The 22,830-nt window shown below is 46.9% G+C and carries 18 protein-coding genes; 10 read left to right on the top strand and 8 right to left on the bottom strand.

Annotated elements, in window-relative coordinates:
* Positions 1-36 precede the first annotated feature (36 nt).
* Complete coding sequence (locus Q4Q49_RS01780; RefSeq protein ID WP_311998486.1) at positions 37-2,772, top strand: family 20 glycosylhydrolase; 2,736 nt, start codon at positions 37-39, stop codon at positions 2,770-2,772.
* 194 nt (positions 2,773-2,966) lie between these two features.
* Positions 2,967-3,209 (top strand): hypothetical protein, encoded by a 243-nt coding sequence (locus Q4Q49_RS01785; RefSeq protein ID WP_006080930.1) that lies wholly within the window; start codon positions 2,967-2,969, stop codon positions 3,207-3,209.
* 110 nt (positions 3,210-3,319) lie between these two features.
* Here Q4Q49_RS01785 and Q4Q49_RS01790 read toward each other — a convergent pair whose 3' ends face one another.
* From Q4Q49_RS01790 to Q4Q49_RS01800, 3 genes are all read right to left on the bottom strand, one after another.
* Positions 3,320-3,829 carry a YgjV family protein gene (locus tag Q4Q49_RS01790; protein WP_220592436.1) on the bottom strand — a complete coding sequence of 170 codons (510 nt, stop codon included), beginning with the start codon at positions 3,827-3,829 and terminating at the stop codon, positions 3,320-3,322.
* Between the two features lie 139 nt (positions 3,830-3,968).
* Entirely contained in the window at positions 3,969-4,580 is a 612-nt protein-coding gene (locus Q4Q49_RS01795) for a Crp/Fnr family transcriptional regulator (protein ID WP_259563934.1), read from the bottom strand.
* Between the two features lie 23 nt (positions 4,581-4,603).
* A complete protein-coding gene (locus Q4Q49_RS01800; RefSeq protein ID WP_259563935.1) occupies positions 4,604-5,230 on the bottom strand; it encodes a fumarylacetoacetate hydrolase family protein in 627 nt (208 codons plus the stop codon).
* 207 nt (positions 5,231-5,437) lie between these two features.
* On the opposite strand from Q4Q49_RS01800, the gene Q4Q49_RS01805 reads away from it, so the two are divergent.
* The gene (locus Q4Q49_RS01805) at positions 5,438-7,465 is read left to right on the top strand and encodes a methyl-accepting chemotaxis protein (protein WP_259215387.1); all 2,028 of its coding nucleotides are present in this window, start codon (positions 5,438-5,440) and stop codon (positions 7,463-7,465) included.
* Between the two features lie 154 nt (positions 7,466-7,619).
* Here the strand turns inward: Q4Q49_RS01805 and Q4Q49_RS01810 are convergent, their stop codons facing one another.
* Together Q4Q49_RS01810 and Q4Q49_RS01815 are read right to left on the bottom strand one after the other, a co-directional pair.
* Entirely contained in the window at positions 7,620-8,633 is a 1,014-nt protein-coding gene (locus tag Q4Q49_RS01810) for a succinylglutamate desuccinylase/aspartoacylase family protein (RefSeq protein ID WP_006080925.1), read from the bottom strand.
* A 136-nt stretch (positions 8,634-8,769) separates the two neighbouring features.
* The gene (locus Q4Q49_RS01815; protein WP_311998487.1) at positions 8,770-9,366 is read right to left on the bottom strand and encodes a MarR family transcriptional regulator; all 597 of its coding nucleotides are present in this window, start codon (positions 9,364-9,366) and stop codon (positions 8,770-8,772) included.
* Positions 9,367-9,596: 230 nt separating this feature from the next.
* Here Q4Q49_RS01815 and Q4Q49_RS01820 point away from each other — a divergent pair, with 230 nt between their 5' ends.
* Positions 9,597-10,802: an MFS transporter gene (locus Q4Q49_RS01820; RefSeq protein ID WP_311998488.1), complete on the top strand. Its 1,206-nt coding sequence runs from the start codon at positions 9,597-9,599 to the stop codon at positions 10,800-10,802.
* A 134-nt stretch (positions 10,803-10,936) separates the two neighbouring features.
* Here Q4Q49_RS01820 and Q4Q49_RS01825 read toward each other — a convergent pair whose 3' ends face one another.
* Positions 10,937-11,500: a PhnA domain-containing protein gene (locus Q4Q49_RS01825; protein WP_311998489.1), complete on the bottom strand. Its 564-nt coding sequence runs from the start codon at positions 11,498-11,500 to the stop codon at positions 10,937-10,939.
* Positions 11,501-11,634: 134 nt separating this feature from the next.
* Positions 11,635-13,854: a TonB-dependent receptor domain-containing protein gene (locus tag Q4Q49_RS01830; RefSeq protein ID WP_311998490.1), complete on the bottom strand. Its 2,220-nt coding sequence runs from the start codon at positions 13,852-13,854 to the stop codon at positions 11,635-11,637.
* Positions 13,855-14,190: 336 nt separating this feature from the next.
* Between Q4Q49_RS01830 and Q4Q49_RS01835 the strand changes: the two genes are divergently transcribed.
* Positions 14,191-14,904: a DUF2461 domain-containing protein gene (locus Q4Q49_RS01835; protein WP_259581932.1), complete on the top strand. Its 714-nt coding sequence runs from the start codon at positions 14,191-14,193 to the stop codon at positions 14,902-14,904.
* Positions 14,905-14,991: 87 nt separating this feature from the next.
* Here the strand turns inward: Q4Q49_RS01835 and Q4Q49_RS01840 are convergent, their stop codons facing one another.
* Positions 14,992-15,582: a TetR/AcrR family transcriptional regulator gene (locus tag Q4Q49_RS01840; RefSeq protein WP_311998491.1), complete on the bottom strand. Its 591-nt coding sequence runs from the start codon at positions 15,580-15,582 to the stop codon at positions 14,992-14,994.
* Between the two features lie 212 nt (positions 15,583-15,794).
* Between Q4Q49_RS01840 and Q4Q49_RS01845 the strand changes: the two genes are divergently transcribed.
* From Q4Q49_RS01845 to Q4Q49_RS01865, 5 genes are all read left to right on the top strand, one after another.
* Entirely contained in the window at positions 15,795-16,421 is a 627-nt protein-coding gene (locus tag Q4Q49_RS01845; RefSeq protein ID WP_259589243.1) for a glutathione S-transferase family protein, read from the top strand.
* Positions 16,422-16,487: 66 nt separating this feature from the next.
* The gene (locus Q4Q49_RS01850) at positions 16,488-17,156 is read left to right on the top strand and encodes a glutathione S-transferase family protein (protein WP_011846304.1); all 669 of its coding nucleotides are present in this window, start codon (positions 16,488-16,490) and stop codon (positions 17,154-17,156) included.
* Positions 17,157-17,394: 238 nt separating this feature from the next.
* Positions 17,395-18,786 carry an RsmB/NOP family class I SAM-dependent RNA methyltransferase gene (locus tag Q4Q49_RS01855; protein WP_311998492.1) on the top strand — a complete coding sequence of 464 codons (1,392 nt, stop codon included), beginning with the start codon at positions 17,395-17,397 and terminating at the stop codon, positions 18,784-18,786.
* A 288-nt stretch (positions 18,787-19,074) separates the two neighbouring features.
* Positions 19,075-19,236: a hypothetical protein gene (locus Q4Q49_RS01860; protein WP_006080915.1), complete on the top strand. Its 162-nt coding sequence runs from the start codon at positions 19,075-19,077 to the stop codon at positions 19,234-19,236.
* Between the two features lie 235 nt (positions 19,237-19,471).
* Positions 19,472-22,594 (top strand): NAD(P)-binding protein, encoded by a 3,123-nt coding sequence (locus Q4Q49_RS01865; RefSeq protein WP_311998493.1) that lies wholly within the window; start codon positions 19,472-19,474, stop codon positions 22,592-22,594.
* Positions 22,595-22,830: the final 236 nt, after the last annotated feature.

The following is a 22,830-nucleotide window of genomic DNA, read 5'->3' on the forward strand; positions in this document are numbered from 1 at the left end:
GGCGCAGTGGTTTTTACAACAAAAGGACTTAGCTAAGTGAAAGGACTAACGAAAGGGAAAATAAAGTGGCAGGGGATTAAGACGGCCTTAGTCAGCGGCGTAATGGCAGTGCTTCCCTTGACACCAGTGCTTTCAATACTTGTTATGCCATCAGTACAGGCCACCAACGCCGTGCAGGAGGCAAATAATGTCGCGCTGAATCAATTGGCCGATAAACTCCAATTAAATTATCAGTTAACCGCCAGTTATCTTGAAACCTGTCCCGCTAAAGAAGCCCAATGCTATCGCTCTGCCATTGAGCTGACCTTGCCCACTCAGCTATCGAACGACAAGTTATCCAGCGAAGAGTTAAATTACGGCGACTGGCAAATTTATTTCAGCCAATTATCGCCCGTTTATTTCGTCGATGCGGGTGACTTTAACATTGAGCATATCAATGGCGATTTACATAAAATCACTCCTAAAGCCAGCTTTAAGGGCTTCGTCGCCAATCAAGTTTATCGCATTGAGTTTTATAGCAAAGGCAGCCAAATCACCCGTTCCGAGTTTATGCCAAACTTCTTTGTCGCTATGGGCGATAAGGCGCAGGTCATAAAGAGCACTCAAACAAGGCGCGATCCAGAAACAGGTTTAGCCGAGCAAGACTACCTGGCGCCCTTTAATGCAGAGAAACAATTCTTACTAGCAAAAAACGATGCAACCCCCTTTGCCGATGGCCAGTATTTAGCAGAGCAATATCAAGCCTTAGCCGCAGACAAAGCACCTGACATTAGCGGCAAACTTATCCCCACACCACTTCATAGCCAAAGCCTAAACTCGGCGCCTTTATCCCTTGCTAAAGGTTATCGACTCACGGCTGCGACTGTCGATTTTAAGGGGCGGCAAGCGGCGTTTGATTACCTCGATTATTTAGGCTTTTCGGCCAAGGACAAAGGCACGCCGCTATTATTGCAACTCGATGCTCAAGCTCCTAAAGTCGCAAGCACTGAAGCCCATGATAGTGAAATTAAAAACCGCGAAGCCTATCGGTTAACCATAACAGCTGAGCAAATCAGTATTCGAGCGGGCACTGAGGCGGGACTCTTCTATGGCCTACAAAGCCTAGCTGGGCTAATCAGTTTAAGTGAAGATCAACTCGTCGCCATCGAGATCCAAGACCAACCTCGCTACGCCTTTCGCGGCCTGCATATTGATTTAGCCCGTAACTTTCACTCGCTCGATTTTATTAAACGCATTATCCCACAGCTCGCCGCCTATAAAATCAATAAGCTGCATTTGCACTTAGCCGACGATGAAGGCTGGCGTTTAGCCATCCCCGGCTTACCCGAACTGACCGATGTGGGCGCAAAACGTTGTTTCGATTTAACCGAACAAACCTGTTTATTGCCACAACTGGGCAGCGGCATAGCGGACGTAAACCCCGTCGATGGCTACTTAACCGTGGCGCAATACCAAGAAATATTACAACTGGCTGATGCTCACCACATCGAAGTGATCCCTTCACTGGACATGCCGGGGCATTCACGCGCCGCAATAAAATCCATGGAGGCGCGTTATCACCATTACCTCGCCAAGGGAGACAAAGCTAAGGCGGAGGAGTTTTTACTGACTGAATTTACAGATAAAACCCAATATTCGTCGATTCAGTATTACCACGACAACACACTCAATGTGTGTCTGCCGAGCACCTATCACTTTATCGATACTGTGATTGATGAAGTTAAAAAGATGCACCAAGCCGTAGGCATTCCTTTAGTGCATTACCACATAGGCGCCGATGAAACCGCGGGCGCTTGGGTAGAATCCCCCGCGTGTATCGCAATGAAAAAACAAAAAGCCGATGAGTTAGCTGGACTCCACTCACTCAATGGCTACTTTATCGAACGCGTTGCTAACATGCTGGCAGATAAAGGGATTATTGCCGCTGGCTGGAATGATGGCATGGGTGAAGTGCGCCCCGAAAACATGCCCGCCCAAGTGCAATCTAACGCTTGGTCACTGATTTCAGACAACGGCCATCAAATCGCCCATAAGCAAGTCAATCTTGGCTGGAAGGTCGTGCTCTCAACGCCGGAAGTCACCTATTTTGATTTTCCCTATGTTAGCCATCCAGATGAGCGCGGTAATCATTGGGCCTCGAGGGGAATAGACAGTTTTAAGGTGTTTAGCTTTATGCCCGACAACCTGCCCGCCCATGCCGAGCGCTGGCACAATAGCTTAAATCAGCCATTTGTGTCGGACGATAGCCACAGCCAGCTCAAACCGGGGCACAGTTTTTACGGCTTACAGGGGCATCTTTGGAGCGAAATGGTGCAATCGGACGAGCAAGCAGAGTACATGCTATTTCCGCGCATGGTCGCCCTCGCCGAACGGGCATGGCATAAGGCACCATGGGAATTAGCCTATGATTATCAAGGTAAAATCTATAGCCAACAGACTCAACATTTTGCCCGCCAACTCAATGGCCAAGCCGAGCAAGTCCTCAAACAGGATTGGCAAACCTTCGCTGCAGTTTACGCCAATAAAGTGCAACCTAAGTTAGCAAAAGCGGGAGTTTTCTATCGCATAGCACCGCCTGGAATACGTGTTGAACATCAGCAGTTAGTGCTCAATAGCTTGTATCCCAATGCCGAGCTGGAATACCAACTCGACTCAGGACCTTGGCAAAGCTACCGCCAAGCGTTCAAGCTTAATGATGTCAAACACATCCGCGCTAGAGTCAAAGATGGCGCACGTTACTCTCGCCCATCGACTTGGCAAAACACCCTCTAGTCGTTTCTCGCACAATGTCGGCCATCATATGTGATGGTCGATACGTTAATTGACTATTAATACCACTGGTCGATGGGTTAAGCATGAGCTTACATTGAGGCTTTTCAATAACAGCGCAACTCAGGCTATAATCTCGCTATTCGCGATAACACTCTCGTGATAATACTTTATCAAGCCTAAGGATCCGCCAACCGATGACAACTGCTTCTACTAGCCCCTTTGCCGTGTTAAACCAAACCACAGCGACCTCGTTTAATGAACAGAAAAATCTAATTAAACGGGTATTTAAAGGTAAGCCAGTGCAATGTCCTAGCTGTAAACAGACACTTAAAGTCATATTGCCTGAGCAGGCAAAGGCAGAACAAGCCGCAGGAATTTACTGTGCTAAAGGCTGCACAGATATCGAACTCGATATGGAAGCCGTCGCGGGACTCTAGCTATCCTAGATTAATCACGCACAAAGATGCTCTTCACATCAACGCCAAAACGACTATGCAAGCGCTAAAAATTTAACCTCTCAGTTAAGGCTAGAGATGACCTTGGCTGATCACGGAAGTTGCTTAAGCCGCCCGCGAAAATAATGCCGATAATAGCCCAGCAAATTACTGCCAATAAATAATATCTCCATCAATACCGCCACGGGCGATCCCACTAAGGCATTGTGAACAAGCCAAAAACTGGTTCCGACTATCATCAGTAATCTAAGATCTTTATCCCTTTGACAGAATGCGGCGCGGGTTTGAAACAAGGTACCTATACAACTGATCACTGTCGTTATGCCATTGAAGGTCACGATACTCATTGCCACTGCTGCGCTAGAAAAACACCACATGGCCACCTTTGACGTCGTAAACATGCTGGTGAGATAACGCACTGTGGCTATGCCCATTAAGCCTGCAGCAGTCCATTGCTGCAACAGACAAAAATGAATAGAAATCAGAATACCCGATACAAAAAGGCAGGCGACAATCCGCTCCCGCGCCTTAAATTGAAACGAAATCAGATCGAAGATAATGGCTATCGCCACCAAAATTTGAGACAAAGTAAACGCAGTCAACTTATTAAGCCCCTTAGCTTTAAGCAATAATGCGCACTCAGATTGCAAGCCTTACAGACTTGAGAGCGCAACTTAAGGCTCAGCATCATGGAAATCGCGCTTTAGCGCATTAACCTAAGTTAACTGGGGGCAAAAAACGTTAAAAAGAGTCTTGAAGTCGTCGACGCATACGCGACAAACTGATTGCCGTAATACCAATATAATTAGCTAGCTGACCTTGGCTTAACCGCTCAAGCCAAAATGGTGAATGTTCGCGTAAATACAGATAACGTTGCTCAGGTGTGTGCAGCAGTAAAAAGGCTTCCTTTTGTTCTTTATACAATAATTGCTGTTTAAGTAACCCTAGTTGCACGGGCTGCAGCGAAGTATCATCCAACACGGATAACGGCATTTGGATAAGTTTACAGGCGCTTAAAGCTTCTAATTGGTAACGAGCGGGAATTTGCTTCAGCCAACTGACATACAAAAAACACAATTCACCCTCGAAATAAAACTCCTTACAGCGCTCTGTGCCCTCCTGAGTATAATGGCAAGCGCGCACGATACCATCCACAACAAAATATGCCTGTGACTGCTCATTTCCTTGGCCAAGAAGCACCTCTCCCGCCGGCACGTTCAACGCTTTAAACTGTGGTAAGTAACGTTCAACAGCAGCTTGACTCGCCCCTAACGCAAGCAAAAATTGTTGCAGAGGCTGGCAAATTGACACCTGCAATACAGCAGTCTTTTTTACGTCATCAGGTTCAATCATGCGAGCTACTCAGCGATTTATCACTAAACACTTAACCATTGCCATTCGAGTAAGGGCTCAGCACTCGCTTGCAAACCCCGGCTCAGCGTCACGTTGAATACACTTTTAGCGGGAATACTTCCCACGCCCTTGGGGGTGCCTGTCATCACAATATCGCCGTCATCTAGACTGATAAAGGCTTGCAGCTCAGATAAAATAGTCTGAGGTTTGTAGATCATTAAATCGATATGTCCCTCTTGCACCAAGTTGTCGTTGATACTCAAGGTAAAATGCAGCGGCGCCTCGGCATCATCAATCGCCACAAAGGGGCTGAATAATGCCGCACCATCGAAAGCCTTTGCCCGTTCCCAAGGCAATCCCTTGGCTTTTAACTTGCTTTGTAAATCACGTTTAGTGAGATCTAAGCCAATGGCAACGCTGCTAAAACGGCCATCTTGCAACATAAAACACAGCTCGGTTTCATAGTGCAAGGCTTCACCTTGATGCTCAGAAAGTAGCACTGTCGACATCGCCGAATTGGGCTTTAAAAACACCACCATGTCATCGGGTATGTCATTGCCTAACTCATGGATATGGTCGACATAATTACGCCCAATGCAGACAATTTTTGTCGGTACGATACGCTTTTCACCCAACACGACTGATTTCATTTTCAATCCTTTTAAGATACGGTCGAGATTATTTTTAAATAATCAAACCAAGAAGTTAACCTTAACTAGCGCTAAACTCTCAATAGAATAATTCACTTTACTTGTGACGAACTCTGCTACACTTGAATTAATATTTCAATAAAAACAGCGATCTAATCATTATTAAACCCATTTTACAGGGACAGTCATAGAAGAGGTTTTCGCACTATGTTGACGCTTACCATAAAACAAAAAATCATTTTTAGCTTTAGTGCCATCGGCGCCCTGCTCATCGCTGGCAGCAGCTTCTTCTACTATTCACTCTCACAAGTACAAACCGCCTATCAAAATATCGAAACCTTAGCCGTACCGGTGCAAAAGCAGAGTAATAGCTTGCAACTGGTGCTGTTGAAAATGTCACGCCTTGCCACCTTGGCCCATAGCCAGCAAGACACAGCCGCCTTAACCAAAAGTCAGCAAGCGTTTACGGCGCTGCAGAAGAAATATCAAAGTATCGAAAATGAGTTAACGGAGCGAGTGGCAGATCAATCTAAGATGCAGACTTCCCTGCACGAGGCGCAGGCAAGATACCAAGCCTATTTGCAACAAAGCCAAGCCATGTTTAGTGCGAAACTCGCCAATGAACAAGCAAAGCAGCAATACCAACAACTTTTCCAACGCTTTAACGATGCCAAGACCAACGCCAGTAATGCGATGATCGATCTCGAAACCCTGTCCATCCCCGATAATCCCACTCTGCTCGAAGAGATTGTCGGTACAGGCACGCGTATCGACGACATGTTGTATACGCTAACCAACACTATGGGAGAGCTGATCCACACTCAAAGTTTGGAGGTGATCCAATCGCACCAGCAAGATGTCAGCATCTTACTGGGTAACCTCACCACTAACTTTACCTTTTTAAAACAACAAACTGATGGGCTTGATACCTTAGGCTTGCTGCAAACCTTCGAACAGCAATATGCAATTATCAACACCTTACTCGCAGCCCCTGCCGAGCTTTATAAAACACAACAAGCCGTGGTTGAGGCGCAGCTTCAAGCCGAGCAACATTACCTCGATGCCGATAAAGAATTTAACGCCAATAATCTCGCCTTAGACAAGTTAATCACCTTAGCCGATCGCCGATTTAGCAGCCTGCAAACCATTGCCAGTAATGCCATTGAGCAAGGGCAAACCTTAGCGATAGTGCTCGCATTGGTGTTTATCGTTATGGTGAGTTTTATTTCCTTCTTCACCTCCAAGGCCATGCTCAATCCATTAGCCTTAGTGAATGGCGCACTCGCAAGCATCGCCCGAGGGGATTTATCTAAACGCATTCACAAACGCCATGATGATGAATTTGGCGCCCTAATTGATAACATGAATACCTTGAGTGATGACCTTGCCAAGCTACTCACCAATATCAGCCAAAATGCCCATTCACTGGACAGCTCTGCCACCCAAACCAATGAGCAAGGTCAGCGCATTGCCAATGCCGCAACCGCGCAAATCAGCCGCGTCGATGAGACTAAAGCCTTAGCTGAACAGATGTTTACCAGTTCTAATTTAGTAACTGAACAGGCCAGTGAGTCGGCGAAACAAATCAGCCAAGCCTCGAAATACGGCAATCAAGTGAAGCAAATTGCCGATGATAATCGCAATAAAATTGCCGAACTGAGCGCCCGCTTAAGTAGTTCGGTTGAGGTCATGTCTCGCTTGAGCATTCAAAGCGATAATATTGGCAGCATTTTAACCACCATTAGTAGCATTGCCGAACAAACCAATTTGCTGGCACTGAACGCCGCCATTGAAGCCGCCAGAGCGGGGGAACATGGACGGGGTTTTGCTGTTGTGGCCGATGAGGTGCGATCCCTGGCCTCACGTACCCAAGCTGCCACCGCTGAAATTCAAACCATGATCACGGCCCTGCAAAAAGAGACCTCCACGGCAGCGAGTGCAATTACCACAGGTCAAAATCAGGCAAACGAATGTGTCGGACAAAGCCAAACCCTGCAGGATGCTATCGCCCATATAGAAAGCACCTTACATACGCTCAATGACATGAGCCTAGAGATCACCCACGCCGCCCATGAGCAGTTAGATTACAGTCAACGTATTGAATCAAGCATGAGCGAGGCTGCGCAAGCGGCGGATCAAAATGCCAATGAAGCCATGGACATGGCCAAACGCAGCAACGAAGTCACCACGCTTGCCCACTCACTCACCAGCTCAGTGGAACGGTTTAAACTCTAGTGAGTTTAGATATTTGGGAATGTCGAAAATGGCATTCGTAGGATGACTAGGCAGAAGTTAGCGAAGTAAAAATAAGCACTTAAAAATGATCACAGAAGTCGCAAAACTATCTTAGCGACTTCTGTGGCTATATCCAATTTCAACACATCTGCGGTTAAGCATATTCCATCAAAAATTCATCGAGCTGTTCATTAGCCATTTCAATTTCGTCACCTTCAAACTGGGCGATATGGAACATGCCCTCGCCTTCGTTAGTAACGGGAATATTGCTGATCCCTATGATAATGCCGTCGGTTGGTGCACGAATGGCCACACTGTCACCACCGTGGGGGCTGACGATATGGGCAATGATATAACCCTTAGTCACCCGCTGGCCGAGCTTGAGCTTCATATTCACTAAACCGTCGGATTCGCTGCGCACCCAATAACTGCGAATGGCGCTGACACTCGATCCCTTATTGCTCACCCGCCCCTTCAACATGCCTAAACTGCGCATCACATTAAGCACGCCCTTAAGGCCGGATTTTATCGACAATTCACTGAAACGTAGCGCCTCTCCCGCCTCGTACAAAATACACGGAATGCCCTGCTGATTAGCATAACCCCGCATGGAAACACTGCGCGCTTTTGAATGCATAATCAGCGGTGCACCAAAGGCATTCGCCATGGCCAGCATAGTCTCATCGCTGGTATCACAGCGAATTTGCGGCAAGTTGTCTCTGTGAATCGCGCCCGTATGCAAATCAATCACATGGGTTGCATGGACTAATAACTGAGTGGCAAACAGGTTGGCTAACCGACTTGCCAGTGCCCCTTTACTGGAGCCTGGGAAGCAGCGGTTGAGATCCCGCCTATCGGGTAAATAACGGGATTGCTGAATAAAACCAAACACATTCACAATCGGCACCACAATTAAGGTGCCCGTCAGATTCTTGGGATTGACTCTGGCTAATAGTCGCCGACAAATCTCGATACCATTGAGTTCATCCCCATGAATGGCGGCACAAACCAGTAAAGTTGGGCCGGGTTTGGCCCCGTGAAACACTTCCACATGAATATCGAGTTGCGTATCGGTATACAACTTAGCGGCGGCCAGCTTGATCCCCAGTTGAGTCCCTGCTGTGACTCGTTTACCTGCTAATTCAAATGCTTCACGTCTTTTTACCATGGCAACTCCCTTGTACTATCGAATGTTGTCCCGCGCGGTTGATCCATACTAGCCAATAGCGCTCGGCTATCGCTTCTCGCCAGATGTCTAACACTAGAAACTAAAAAACTAAATACTCACGTGAAGTTTAAACGATTTATTGCGGCTCAAATTGGTTCAGCCAAGATTTTAAAATCTGCAACAACATAGGCCTATCTTCAACGCTCACGCCCGCTAATAGCGCACTCTGACATTGAATATGCTGCGGCAAGGCCTTATCAATGAGCGCCTTACCCTCAGCAGTTAACGAGACATGTACGGCGCGGCGATCTTCCTTACTGTGCGCCCGCTCTATCAGCCCCTTATTTTCGAGTCTGTCTAAACGGCTCGTCATAGCGCCAGAGCTTAGCATCATGCTCTGATAAAGCTGTGAAGGTGAGAGTGTAAACGGCTCACCCGAACGCCTTAAGGTGGCAAGCACATCGAACTCGCCCTGACCTAAGCCAAATTCGGCGTGGCATTGCAGCAGTACAACTTCAATATATTTCGTTAAACGCGCGATTCGCCCAAGCACAGCCATAGGGATCAAATCATCAGTCACCCCTTGTTGCTGCCACTGGCCGACAATGCTATCCAAACCATCTTCGCTTTCAAGGCCATCTGCTTTGGTGTTCGAAGCTGCTTGGTCTTTATCCGCAGAACTCGCGTTAGTATCCGCAGGGCTCATGTGCGTGAATGTCGTTTTCGCTGTCATAGCTTTATCTCAACATAAAGATTCTTTATATCATTCTTTACATCTTAGTCATTTTCTCGCAGAATTAAAATATCTTTATATCAAGATACATCTGAAAGAGATTCTTTTTGAACTGTAGCGATGCTGCTTCAACTTACTGTAGTTGAAAGGAAATCATCGTAAATGTGCTAAATGCCGCTACAGGTCACTCTTTCAGCAAATCAAACTCAGCTTATTTTTGGAGACAATCCATGCGGTCACCCCAGTCAGAGAAAGCGAATTTATTGCTTCTCGGAATCGCGTTCATTCTTATCGGTCTAAATCTGCGCCCCATTCTCGCCTCCGTCGGGCCTTTGCTGCCCAGCATACAAGAGAATATCAGCTTAAGTTTTACCTTAGCGTCTATGCTGACATTGCTGCCCGTGCTCGCCATGGGACTGGGCTGCTTTGCGGGTTTTAGTATTGCTAAACGGTTAGGTTTTAATACCGTGATGACGGGATCGTTGCTCCTCTTGATCGTCGCCACGGCAATGCGTTTTTGGGCGATGGATGCAAGCTGGCTTATCTGCTCAGCATTACTGGCCGGAGTCGGTATCGCCCTTATTCAAACCATAATGCCTGCCATGATCAAACTCAATTTCGGTGAACGGGTGCCCTTAATGATGGGGCTTTACGTCACCGCCATTATGGGCGGCGCTGCTTTGGCCGCCAGCAGTGCGCCTTTTATCGGGATGAACTTAGGTTGGCGTGCGGGCTTAGGCCATTGGACATGGTTGGGCGTAGTGGCACTGGCGCTATGGCTGATGGTTAAACACAAAGCCGTATTAGCGAATCAAACTACGGAGCAAACTGTGCCGCTTAGCTTTTGGCGTTTTCGTCGCAGTTGGTTATTGGCGATATTTTTTGCTTTAGGTACAAGCTGTTATGTCTGCGTGCTTGCATGGTTAGCCCCCTACGCGGTCGAGCTAGGTTATAGCCAGACTCAATCTGGATTAGTGTTAGGTTTCTTAACCAGCATGGAAGTGATCGCGGGCTTAGTGTTTCCTTGGCTTGCCAGCAAGTCGACGGACAGACGCGCCATCATAGCCCTACTGTGCTTGCTGCAACTCATCGGTTTTATGGGGCTCGCACTCGCCCCTCAAGTGTCGCTATTTTTATGGGCGGGACTGGCAGGATTAGGCATAGGCGGGATTTTTCCACTCGGATTAATTGTGACTATGGATCATCAACAAAATCCGATGTTAGCGGGTAAATTAACCGCCTTTGTACAAGGTGTGGGTTATACGATTGCCGCCATTTCGCCTTGGATTGCCGGATTAATTCGCGATAATTTCAACAGCTTTAACAGTGCTTGGTTATTACTCGGTGGCATCAGCCTGATGGCGTGGATACTATCTTGGCAATTTAATCCGCAGGGTTATGCACGCCAATATCAAGTCGCGCGCTGCGTATCTTAAGTACCTAATCGGGTGGAATGGCGCAGCAGTTTACGGGAATAATGTCGGCATAAAAAAACCGCCATGTCGATTAACGAGCATGGCGGCTTTTTATGGTGTGCGGCTCGATAAATCGAGCCCACACTAGGTTGAACTTAAGACTTTTTAACGAAGCACGTCAGGATCACAATACGAGTCCCGTTAACACGGCCTTCGATATGCTCTGGGTTGTTAGTCAAAGAAATGTTACGCACAGCTGTGCCGCGCTTAGCCACAAAGCTAGTGCCTTTCACGTTTAAATCTTTGATGATCACGACCGTATCGCCAGCGTTAATCACGGCACCATTACTGTCTAACGTTGGGGTTGTGTCGTCACCTGCGGCGGCAACTTCAGCATCGCCCCACGCTTTTACATCGTCTTCAAGGTAAAGCATATCCAGTAAATCTTGCGCCCAGCTTTCGCCATTTAAGCGCTTAAGCATACGATATGACATCACTTGAACTGCCGGTACAGGGCTCCACATGCTGTCGTTCAGACAACGCCAGTGGTTCATGTCCATGGTATCCGGTGCCGCAATTTGGCCACTGCAGGTTTCACAAATCATGATCTCATTGTCACGGCCATCGGAGGCTGGCAGATCATAAATAGAGAGTTCGATCTCGCTGCCACACAGTTCACACTTGCCGCCACAGCGACTTAGCAATTCATTTTCAGTCATTTTTCTGTTCTATATGCCTAGTAAAACGCGGATTATGCCATAAACGGGCTTTTTTCGGCAGGGGGCTGAGGCAATATAACCCTATTTTTTATAAGTTTTATAAACCGCGCCCACACTGCCTTAGTGATTAATCTTTAAAATTCATAAGCTAAACTCAAGCGAACATCGCGCCCAGCAGCTGGGATCCCATCGGAGAGAAACGGCACCACTTGCAGATTGGTGAGGTTTTTCACCATCAAACGCACGCTTAATCCCTTTAAACCAGCTTGGGGCTCATAGGCGAGGTACAGGTTCTGCAAGAAGTAATTTTCGCTCGGCGACTCGGCATTAAAGATATCGCCGTGGGGAACATTAGTTTGCGCATCATACCAAGCACCTTGCCAAGCTACTGAAATATCATCTGTAATATACATGCCTAAACGCAAACGAATATCGAGCGGTGCCATGTTGGCTAAATACTCGTCGTCATCTTGGCTATCTCTGAGTGACCCATTGTGTTGACCTTGCAGCCATGAAACCGCCAGATCACTGAACACGTCTTGATAGCGATATTGGGCCTCAAAATCAGCACCGTAAATATGGTAACCATCAAGATTGGTGTAACCGCTTTGAATTAACTGGGTTTTATCAGACTTAGCCCCACGGCGCTGGGCGATATCATCGCGGCCTAGGTTGGCAAACAGAGTGAGCTGCGTCGACAGCGCATCATCGTTGGCAATCAGATGCTGGTGCTGTGTCATCAAGCCTAGCTTGAAAGCGTGTAAGCGTTCGACATCGATGTCGCGACTCGTGCCGGTAATGCTGGCTTTCGCGTATTGCACGGCATAAATCTCATCCACCACAGGGGCCTGCAGGCTATAAGCGTAATCAAAGTTTAACCGAGCGTAGTTTGTTAGTTGGTAATCTATGCCTAATCTTGGTGAGAACCCCGAGTGGTGAGTCGAGCTATAATCGTGACCCGCGCTGATGTCGTTATAATCTGGCGCAATATTTGGCCGACCTATGCTGTAGATAAAGTCATATCGCAGCGAGGGAGTAACAGTTAAGTCGTTGGTGAGATGAATCGCATCGCGAACATACACGGCATAGGTGTCTTGGCGACCTTCAGGTTGATAATAAGGTGTGTACCAGCCAAAGTTTTTCTCAGGATTCTTCTCATAACTCTTGTTAAACACAAGCGAAGTACGGTCGAGGCTGCGGTACTGCAATCCAGTGGTGATCTCGTGATCGCCAATCAAACTCAAGTTGTTGATATCAATATAATCACGTTTGTAATCTAGCCAAGATTCGTGGCCGAAGTTACCTACGGAAACCGTCATTTTCTCCCACGCAATATCGGGTCTTACCCAGTGACGCACATTCGCCGAATGGGAGATCACCACTTGAGTATCAATCAGCGGATTGCTCGGCGAATAACGATAATTGGCAGACCAAGTGTTGTCTTCATAGGTGTTATAGGCGGTTGTGGCATACAGCGCCTGCTCGTAGGAGCCGTACTTTTTGATGTTGTAGTCTGAGATGGCAGGCATGGGGCCACGGCGATTAGCCCAAGGTTTGCGGCCCTCATCGAGATAATGGGTCACGCTCAAGGCAAGTTGGTGATCGCCCTGCTCATAATCAATCTTGCCTAGATAATTATCTTGCTCATAGCCCGAATATTCAAACTCATCGCCATTAGCTAAAGTCACATCCCCCGCATCACGGCGTGTAAGGTGCAACAACCCCGATAAATGTGGATTCACCCTGCCATAGACAGTTCCCGTATAACCCATAGCGTCATTATTGCTGGCGTAGCTGGTTTTGACTCGCGCGCCAATCGCTTGATCGTATTTAAGAAAATCATCGGCCGATTTAGTGACCACATACATGGCCCCACCAAAACCGCCATTGCCCGAGCGCACATCATGGGCGCCTTTGATCACTTCCACTCGTTTGATGAGATCAGGATCGAGGAAAAATGAGCCATAGCGATACTGCTCAAATCCCACCGGAGCATTATCCACATAAACGTTAAAATCTTCGGTCTCGCCAAAGCCCCAGATATTAATCCGCTCACCGCCGCTGCGGGTGCCACCATCGATATGCGCCCCCGCCATATCATCAATCACTTCGGCGAAGGTCGTCGCCTGCATCTCCTCGATTTGTTCCATGGAAATAATCGCTTCACCCGGTTTAGCGACTGTGATGGCCCTACGATATTGCTGCCCATGAACCTGCAGGATTTCAATCGGCTCAACCTTAGGCTCGCCCAATACCTCATTTGCGTACAAGGGCATTGAGGGCAACAAACATAATCCCATCAGCGACAGATTTCTACTCGCTTTCCATTTCCCAAATTTAGGCAGGCAACCCATTTAACGTCTTCCTATTAACAAACTAATCTAAAAATAGGGCGGCATTATAGGCACGAATGAAGAGGATAAGAATAGTTCTCACTTGGCTTTACGTGTAAATAACGGGCTGGTTGAAAACAAAAGAGAAGCGGCGCACTTCAAAAAATTAAGTGAAGATCTTACCGAAGGATGGCAGTATTGGTGCCATATTTGACAGCCTTTCATCCTCTTAAGAGTGCACGACCTTGCAGTACGAGTGAATATACGGGCGACTCGCCTGACGTTCGCACTGCTTGTATCTTGGCGCATCTAGGCTGTTGGCACTCGTTTCAAATGCATTAATAAGGTTCACCGATAATGGCCACGCTCACGACTAAAATCCCTATTGCGACAGGTGCAACGTTCAGCGCCGCGAGTTTGCAATTTTTAAATCAACTGGCGCAAAACAACTCCCGCGACTGGTTTAAAGCCCATCAGGCGGAATACGAAGAGACAGTGCGAACCCCTGCGCTGCAGTTTATCGAGCAAATGCAGCCCAGTATCCTCGCCCTCTCGCCTCGGCTCACTGCCGTACCGAAAAAAGTCGGTGGCAGTCTTATGCGCCCGCAGCGAGACAGCCGTTTCAGCAAAGATAAAACGCCCTATAAAACCAATGTTGGTATTCAATTCCGCCATTTTCAGGGCAAAGACGTGCATGCGCCGGGACTATATTTACACATTGCCGAAGATGGCTGTTTTATTGCCGCAGGGATTTGGCACCCAGAATCGAAAGCCTTAAATGCCATTCGCACTTGTATCGATGAAAATCCCAACGGCTATAAAAAGGCACTACAAACCTTGCAGAGTCATGGATTTAACATGGACGGTGACAGCTTAACTCGACCACCAAAAGGGTTTGATAAAAACCACCCTATGCTGGCGGAGCTAAAACGCAAAGATTTTATCGCCATAAAAAATATCACCTTTGAAGAACTCTGTCGCCCAGATGCCGCCAGTTTCTGTGCCGAGCAATTTGCGCATTGCTCTCAGTTGATGGCCTATCTGTGTTTCGCGCTGGACTTGGATTTTTAAAAATAGACTGCTAAAAGCAACATGGCCTAGGCGAAAAACCTAGGCCATTCAAACTATAACTTGCACCTTAAATGGCTTAATTTGCACTTAAACTTTTGTATTTAAAGTGCCCAAGTAACTCTGTAAAACTGCAAAGGCATTGTCTAGCAGCTCATATTCACCCGCTTTACCTAACACCCTAATCCCTTGTAATTGCAATACTAAAAATGCAGCGACCTGATGCGGCTGTACATTGGCCAATAACTCACCTCGCGCTTGGCAGTCCTGCAACACTTGGGTGAATGAGGTCTGTAATCGGCAAAATAAACGCTGACACTCCTGCAGTACACTCTCATCGTCGAGGCTCTTTTCTAACACGGCATTTTGCATAAAACAGCCGTATTTTTGTTCCCGCTGCAGGGCAACGAAGCGGGCTAGATAAGCTGTTATTTCGGCCAAGCCTGCTTTTTCATGCAGCAGAGTATCTGAGGCACCAAAAGAGTAGTTATCGAGGTAGAAACTGAGGCACTCGCGGTATAGCTTTTGCTTGTCGCCGAAACTGTTATAAAGGCTAAATCGATTAATGCCTAAATGGCCGACGAGATCGGAAATCGAGGTTTCGGCAAAGCCCTTTTGCCAAAAAAGCTCCATTGCCAATATGAGTTTTTCCTGCCGATCAAAATTACAACTTCGTGCCATAAGCCTGCGACCTAATCTCTTGAATACGCGCTCACGATCAGCTTTACCATTCCTCTTTAACACACTCCTCTTTACAACAGAAAGTTGAGGGGCAAATCATTCTTGACTGATCGTTTAGATATGGCGTAAATTCTATCCTAACCGATCGTTCCGTTAAAGCCTTATATGCTCAAATCGAGCATAAAGCACAGATAAAAACTACAGGACTTTAGATGAAACTCTACGAATTAGCTCCGACTCCCAGCGCGCGTCGCGTCAGTATTTTTCTTGCGGAAAAAGGCATAGAAGTGGCAAGAGTGAACGTCGATATCCGCGGTGGGGAGAATTTAAGTACCGAATTTAAAGCCAAAAGTGTAAATGGCCGCATTCCATTACTCGAACTCGATGATGGCAGCTACCTGTGTGAATCGGTTGCCATTTGCCGCTATTTAGAAGAAATCCACCCAAGTGTTCACTCGCTGTTTGGTAATACGCCACTTGAGCGCGCAAAAGTGGAAATGTGGCAACGTATCATAGAGTTACAAGGCTTAATGGTTGGGTTTCAAGCCTTTCGTAATTTAAGCGGTGTCTATAAAGACAGGGAAAATTGTGTCGAGTCTTGGGGTGCAGAATCACGCCAAAGGGTCATTGACTTCCTACCAAGCTTAGACCAACAATTGAGCAAGTCGCCCTTTATGGCAGGCGATGAATTCAGCATTGCCGATATTTCGGCTTACGTTTTTATCAGCTTTATTAAGAATTTAGATATTGAAGTCACTGACAACTTGCCGCATCTTAAAGCTTGGTTTATCACTATGGCGCAGCGTCCTGCCATAGTATCGTTAACCCCTAAAAAATAGCGGCACAAATGCCTGAATAGGCACAAAAGTGAGTAGCTATAAGCGTTATAACCTAAAGGAATCATCATGATAGATTTATACACAGCCGCGACCCCTAACGGTTTTAAAATCTCCATCGCATTGGAAGAAATGGGGCTAGAATATCGCGTCCATAAGCTAGATTTCAGCACCAACGAACAAAAACAGCCTGAGTTTATTGCCATTAATCCAAATGGCCGAATTCCCGCCATTATCGACCGCGACAACGAAGATTTTGTGGTATTCGAATCCGGTGCAATTCTGCTGTATCTCGCCGAAAAAACAGGTAAATTCCTGCCAGCCGATCCTAAAAAGCGCTCACAGGTGATCCAATGGTTAATGTTCCAAATGAGCGGCGTCGGACCCATGATGGGTCAAGCTAACGTATTCTTCCGATACTTCCCAGAAAAAATCCCCGCAGCGATTGACCGTTATCAAAAAGAAGGTCGACGTTTATTCGAAGTCATGAATACTCAACTCGCCACAAATCAATATCTTGCTGGTGACGAATACACGATTGCCGACATCGCCACTTGGCCTTGGGTACGTATCCACGAGTGGAGCGGCATCAATATGGAAGGTTTGACCCATTTGCAACGTTGGTTAGATGAATTAGCGCTCAGACCTGCTTGCCAAAAAGGCATAGTTACGCCGCCACCGGTGGAAATGAGTGATGAAGAACGAGCTAAACAAATCCAAAAGATGGTGACGAAATAGTCATCTGCTAAACGGTCGTTGCGCGAATAGCTTGCAAATAGCCCTTAGGTACTGAATACACCATGAGTCTCAGTGACTCAAACACAAAAAGCCCCATTAGCAGATGCTAATTCGGGGCTTTTTTACTGCCTGTTATCGGGCAAAACTGCTACACTCTGCGCCACTTATTTTTCTCCTCTGTTCAGCTATGCCTCTTACATAAAGGCGCAGTCACAGAAGCATGATCTAGGCTAAATTTATGGGTAATCCAAGCAGCTTCTCTTCCGGTATGGCATCCAACTCAGTCACATCATCGGCGTTAAATGTTCAGGCGAACACCCCAGCGCAAAAACGTGCGCTCAGTTACGCCAGCACAATTAAGCAATTATTCGATGAAATTCAAAGCAGTAAAATGCCCGCCGACCGTATTTTGGCAAATTACTTTAGAGAACATAAAAAACACGGCTCAAAGGATCGTAAAGTCATTCGTGAATCCTTATTTAGTCTGTTCCGCTGGTGGGGGTGGTTTCAGCGATTAGACGATCAACAAGAATCAGCGATTTATTTTGCCAGCCTAAGCGCCAGTGCCCTATTGGAAGCCCATGCTTGGCAAGATATCGCCAACGCTTGGCATGAGTTATCACAATCGCCCATCGATTATCAGCAAGCTCAAGCACTTGCCGTTGAAAGTCTCGACGACAAATTGGCACTGATACAGTATTTATTTCCCGCGACTGAGTTTAAAGCACAGGATTTATTACCCGACTGGTTCTGGCAAGTGTGCCCTGTTGATGCGGCGCAGCAAACCCAATTAATTGCAGCTATGTCCAGTCGCCCGCCAATTTGGGGACGCGCGCAAGGGATCACGAGTCAAGATGCAGCGACACAACTGCAAGCGCTCGGTATAGAAGCAAGTTATGGTCATTACTTTAGCGATGCCATCAATCTTGGCAGTAAGAGTATGAATCTTAATGAAATAGCCCTGTATAAAGACGGTAACATCGAGATCCAAGATTTGGCTTCACAGGTCATTGGTCAAATTTGTGCGCCTGAACCCTATGCCCATTGGTGGGATGCTTGTAGCGGTGCTGGCGGCAAAACCCTGCAACTGCGCTCTTTGATGCTAGCTAAAGCTGCTGATAACCAAACGTCATCTGCGGGCAGCATCATATCGTCCGATATTCGCTCCAATGCCCTAGAAGAACTCACTAAACGCGCCCAAAGAGCCCACTTTAATGGCATTAGTGTGGCCCGTTGGAAGAGTGATGCCCTGCCCGTGCCTGCGGATCATTTTGACGGTGTGTTAGTCGATGCCCCGTGCAGTTGTACTGGCACTTGGCGGCGTAATCCTGATATGCGTTGGTTGGATGGTGTTGAAGCCGTGGCCGATAAAGCCGCGTTACAGCTCGATATTTTAAGCCGCAGTAGCCGCGCAGTTAAGGCCGGCGGTATCCTCGTTTACGCCACTTGCTCCTTGTCGCCCATCGAGAACCAAGACGTGGTAACGGCGTTTTTACAGCAACATCCAGAGTTCACGCTCACGCCGATACGCCATCCTTTTAGCGGTGAACAAACAGAAATGTTGACCGTGTGGCCCTTTGAGGCCAACAGTGATGGCATGTTCGTCGCACGTATGCTCCGCAGCAAGTAACACTAACTCATTATTTTGTATCAAAACTTGGCGCCCTCCGTTCTGGGCGCCAAGTTCAATCGTATACTGTGTCTTACGATTAAAATCAGATTTACTCTTTTATTATCATAAAGATAAACCACATCCTCCCAGTTAAAATCTCAGATACGTCCATTTCAGTGGCAAGATATCGCTCTTGGGCAAAACTTTTCACCATCAATGATGAAATATTTCGCTTTAGCTTCATCTCACCTTTGGGTAAAAAGATCGGGTGCTGCGAATGGCACAGGTATTTTTGGAATTTTGACCATGTCACACTCCTATGAATTTGACGACGATGATGCGCCATGGGGCGATAACGTCAAAGGTAAGCAAAAGAATAAACGCGTGAAACAGCGCCGCAGGGATACTAAGCGACGTTACTCGGACGATAATACAGAGGTGGATTTCTACCAAAATAAATCGAAGTAACTGAATCTAAGTACCCTAGCCCACGGGTTTGTTTAACGAATTCGTTCTGTGCTAAGCCTGCCAAATCTGAGCAAGTTGGATAATATCCAACTTGCTACTCAATCCCGCGATACCCTCTCAAATTCTTAAAAAATCAATTGTAAAATCAATGGGCTTAATGGCTTATTTGCCCTATGCTTTTTGGGTTATGACTCCCAAGCCATTGGACTTACACTGAAATTTAAGGATGAACACCATGGAAAAACAGCGCCCCGACTTTATTTATCCCCAAGGCAGTATGTTGATGCACTCCCCCTTAGTGTTAAATAAAGCCGATATGTACGGTTTTTTTCTAAAGGGGAAACAAGTAAACCTGCAACGCTCTATTGATAAGACCTTGAATCAAGTTGCCGGTAGTGCAATGTATTTTAAGGTGTTATCTCCCTACGTACTGACAACCTTCACTCAAATTGAAAAAGCCTATTCCGCTTATCCAGAAGACAGAGCCAAGGGTTGGATCCAAGAAACGGACATCATCACTTGGGTCATGGTCGGGCGCCAAGATAGCAGCGACAGCACACAAATCAGCCAAGTCTATTTTCAGCCGCTACACATTTGGGTGAACGATGCCATGGCCTTAATTAATGGCCGTGAACTCTTTGGTTATCCTAAATATTTATGTGAATACACTATGCCAGCTGTGGGTGAGCCTCTGACGCGATTATCCCTTGCTGCCAAAAGTTTTTTACATTTTTCGCCAGAAACTGAACTCGCCCTGCATCCATTGATTGAAGTGAATTGCGATGCCAAACCCGAGGCGCAGCTTTCCACCCTTGAAGCGATAACCCAAACCTGGCAACTCTTTAAAGAACAAACCGATTTCATACCAGAGCTCGATCAGCTCGGCGAAGAGCAGCTATTTCATCTGCTATTTAAACCCGCAATCGATCAAGTATTTCTAAAGCAGTTCCCCGACTCTTCAGGTCAAAAAGCCATTTATCAAGCCATCGTCGCCGCACCTGCCCAAGTGAATAAAGTGCACAGTGTTGCCCTGCTCAAAAATGATTTTGTCGCGACCATTTTTGATAATGCCAGCTTCCCGTTACAGGACACACTCGGGGTTGAGATTGGCGAGCAGCATGTCTTACTGCCTTACCATGTTAACTTTGATTTTGAAGTGCCGCCCGGTGAAGTATTAGTCGATAACTCCGAAATCAAAAAACAGAAAATAGCCATTCTCGGTGGCGGTGTCGCGGCCATGACCGCAGCCTGTTATCTGACCGACAAACCCGGCTGGCAGAATCAATATGAGATTGATGTCTATCAACTCGGCTGGCGTATCGGCGGCAAAGGGGCAAGTGGCCGCAATGCTGCAATGGGACAACGCATTGAAGAACATGGATTACATATTTGGTTTGGTTTCTATCAAAACGCGTTTGCCCTAATGCGTAAAGCGTATGAAGAATTAGATAGGCCAGCAGACGCGCCGCTCGCGACCTTTTTTGATGCCTTTAAACCCCATAACTTCATCGTATTACAGGAAGAAGTCAAAGGCCGTTCGGTAAGCTGGCCGATCACTTTCCCTACACTACCGGGCATCCCTGGTGATGGCACCGAAACCCTCACCTTCTGGAAAGTTGTTAAAGTCGCCTTTGCGTGGATCAAGGAATGGCTCAAGGACATGGATGACTTGCTTGATGCTGATGAAAAAGCCATGGGAACACCTAAAAACTGGCTCGATAATAGCTGGTTTGAACGCTTAAAAGATAAGTTAGAGGATTCGGTCGAAGATGCTAAAGAATCACTTGACGCGCTCGGCGATAAGCTCGAATGCCATTTCAATCAAATGATTGGCCGCGAGTGCGATGAGCATGTCCATAGTGAAAGTGACGATGGCTTGGTCGAATCGGCCGTCGATGCCCTGCATAAACGACTCGTCAAACGCTTTAGCGGCCATTTAGATAACAATGACGAACTGCGCCACTTGTATATAGCCGCCGATCTGGGGCTTACGATACTCAAGGGCATGTTTGCCGATGATGTATTTGAAAAAGGCTTCGATGCCATCAATGGCTATGATTATCGCGAATGGTTAACCAAACACGGTGCCAGCCTTAAGTACACAGTCGACAGCGCACCCGTGCGTGGTTTTTACGACTTAGTCTTCGCCTATGAAAAAGGCAACTTCGACAAACCCAATGTCGAGGCGGGGACGATTATCCGCTCTATGCTACGTATCGCCCTGTGCTATCAAGGTGGCGTAATGTGGAAAATGCAGGCCGGCATGGGCGATGTGGTCTTTACGCCTTTCTACGAAGTGCTCAAACGCCGAGGTGTCAACTTCCACTACTTCAATCGCGTCGATAATCTCGAATGCCGCAATCAAAGTATTCAAGCAATTGAAATCACCGAGCAAGTTGCCTTGGCACCAGCTATCACAAGCTACGATCCCTTGGTTGATGTTAAAGGTCTCGCCTGCTGGCCAAGTACGCCCAATTATGAGCAGCTTGAGCCTGAACAAGCGGCACTGCTTAAAGCCCATAATATCAATCTGGAACACTTCTGGAGCGATTGGGACAGCGTATATGAAACGCACTTTGGCAAAGCCCTACCGAAAAAGCGCTTAGTCAAAGGTGTGGATTTCGACAAAGTCATCTTCGGTCTTTCCATCGGTTCTGTGCCCCATGTGGCGAGTGAAGTGATGGCACAAAGCCCAGCCCTCACACTTTGCGTTGATAAGGTACAAACCGTTGCCACTCAAGCCTATCAACTGTGGATGAACCAAGATCTTAATGGAATAGGCTGGCCAAATTATTCTGAAGATGGCGAGGAGCCAGTATTATCGGGCTTCACCGAACCCTACGATACTTGGGCATCGATGAACCAACTGTTAGACAAAGAAGATTGGCGCGGTTTAGAACCTAAAAACGCCAGTTATTTTTGCTCGGCATTGCCTGTCGAAGCCTATCCGCCAAGCTCGGATGTGGATTTCCAACAACGGAAAACCTTAGAAGCTAAAGCCGGTGCTATCCACCAGCTCAATACCGAAATCCATAAACTTTGGCAAAATGTCGGTGATAGCTTCCCTTGGGAATGGCTTCACGATGAACAAGACCGTCAAGGCGTTGCCCGTTTCGATAGCCAATATTGGCGTGCAAATGTAGATCCATCCGAACGTTATGTCTTATCGGTTAAGGACAGCTCGCAGTATCGCATCACAACAGATGGTACAGGAATAGATAACTTGTATATGACGGGCGATTGGATAAAGACAGGCCTTAATGTGGGCTGCGTCGAAGCCGCGACGATGGCGGGTATGCACACCTCAAAAGCCATATCGGGTCATCCAGCCTTAATAAAAGGCGAGAAAGACTTCTAAGTTCCTATTGAGCAGCTAAATGCTAAACAAAAGAGCACGACCGATACAGACAGTTGTCTAAAATATTCGAGATATTAAGTTAGGTATGTTGCTGGTTTAATCTGCTAGCCATATTTAATCTAATTATTGGAATCTACTCTCTAGAGGACATTGATATTGATGTAAACCCTGATTAAACAGTCTTAAAACACAAAAGGAACCCTAAGGTTCCTTTTGTTTCAAATGTGTCTAGTAAA

Source organism: Shewanella sp. SP1S1-7 (genome assembly GCF_031932105.1).
Classification (GTDB): domain Bacteria; phylum Pseudomonadota; class Gammaproteobacteria; order Enterobacterales; family Shewanellaceae; genus Shewanella; species Shewanella baltica.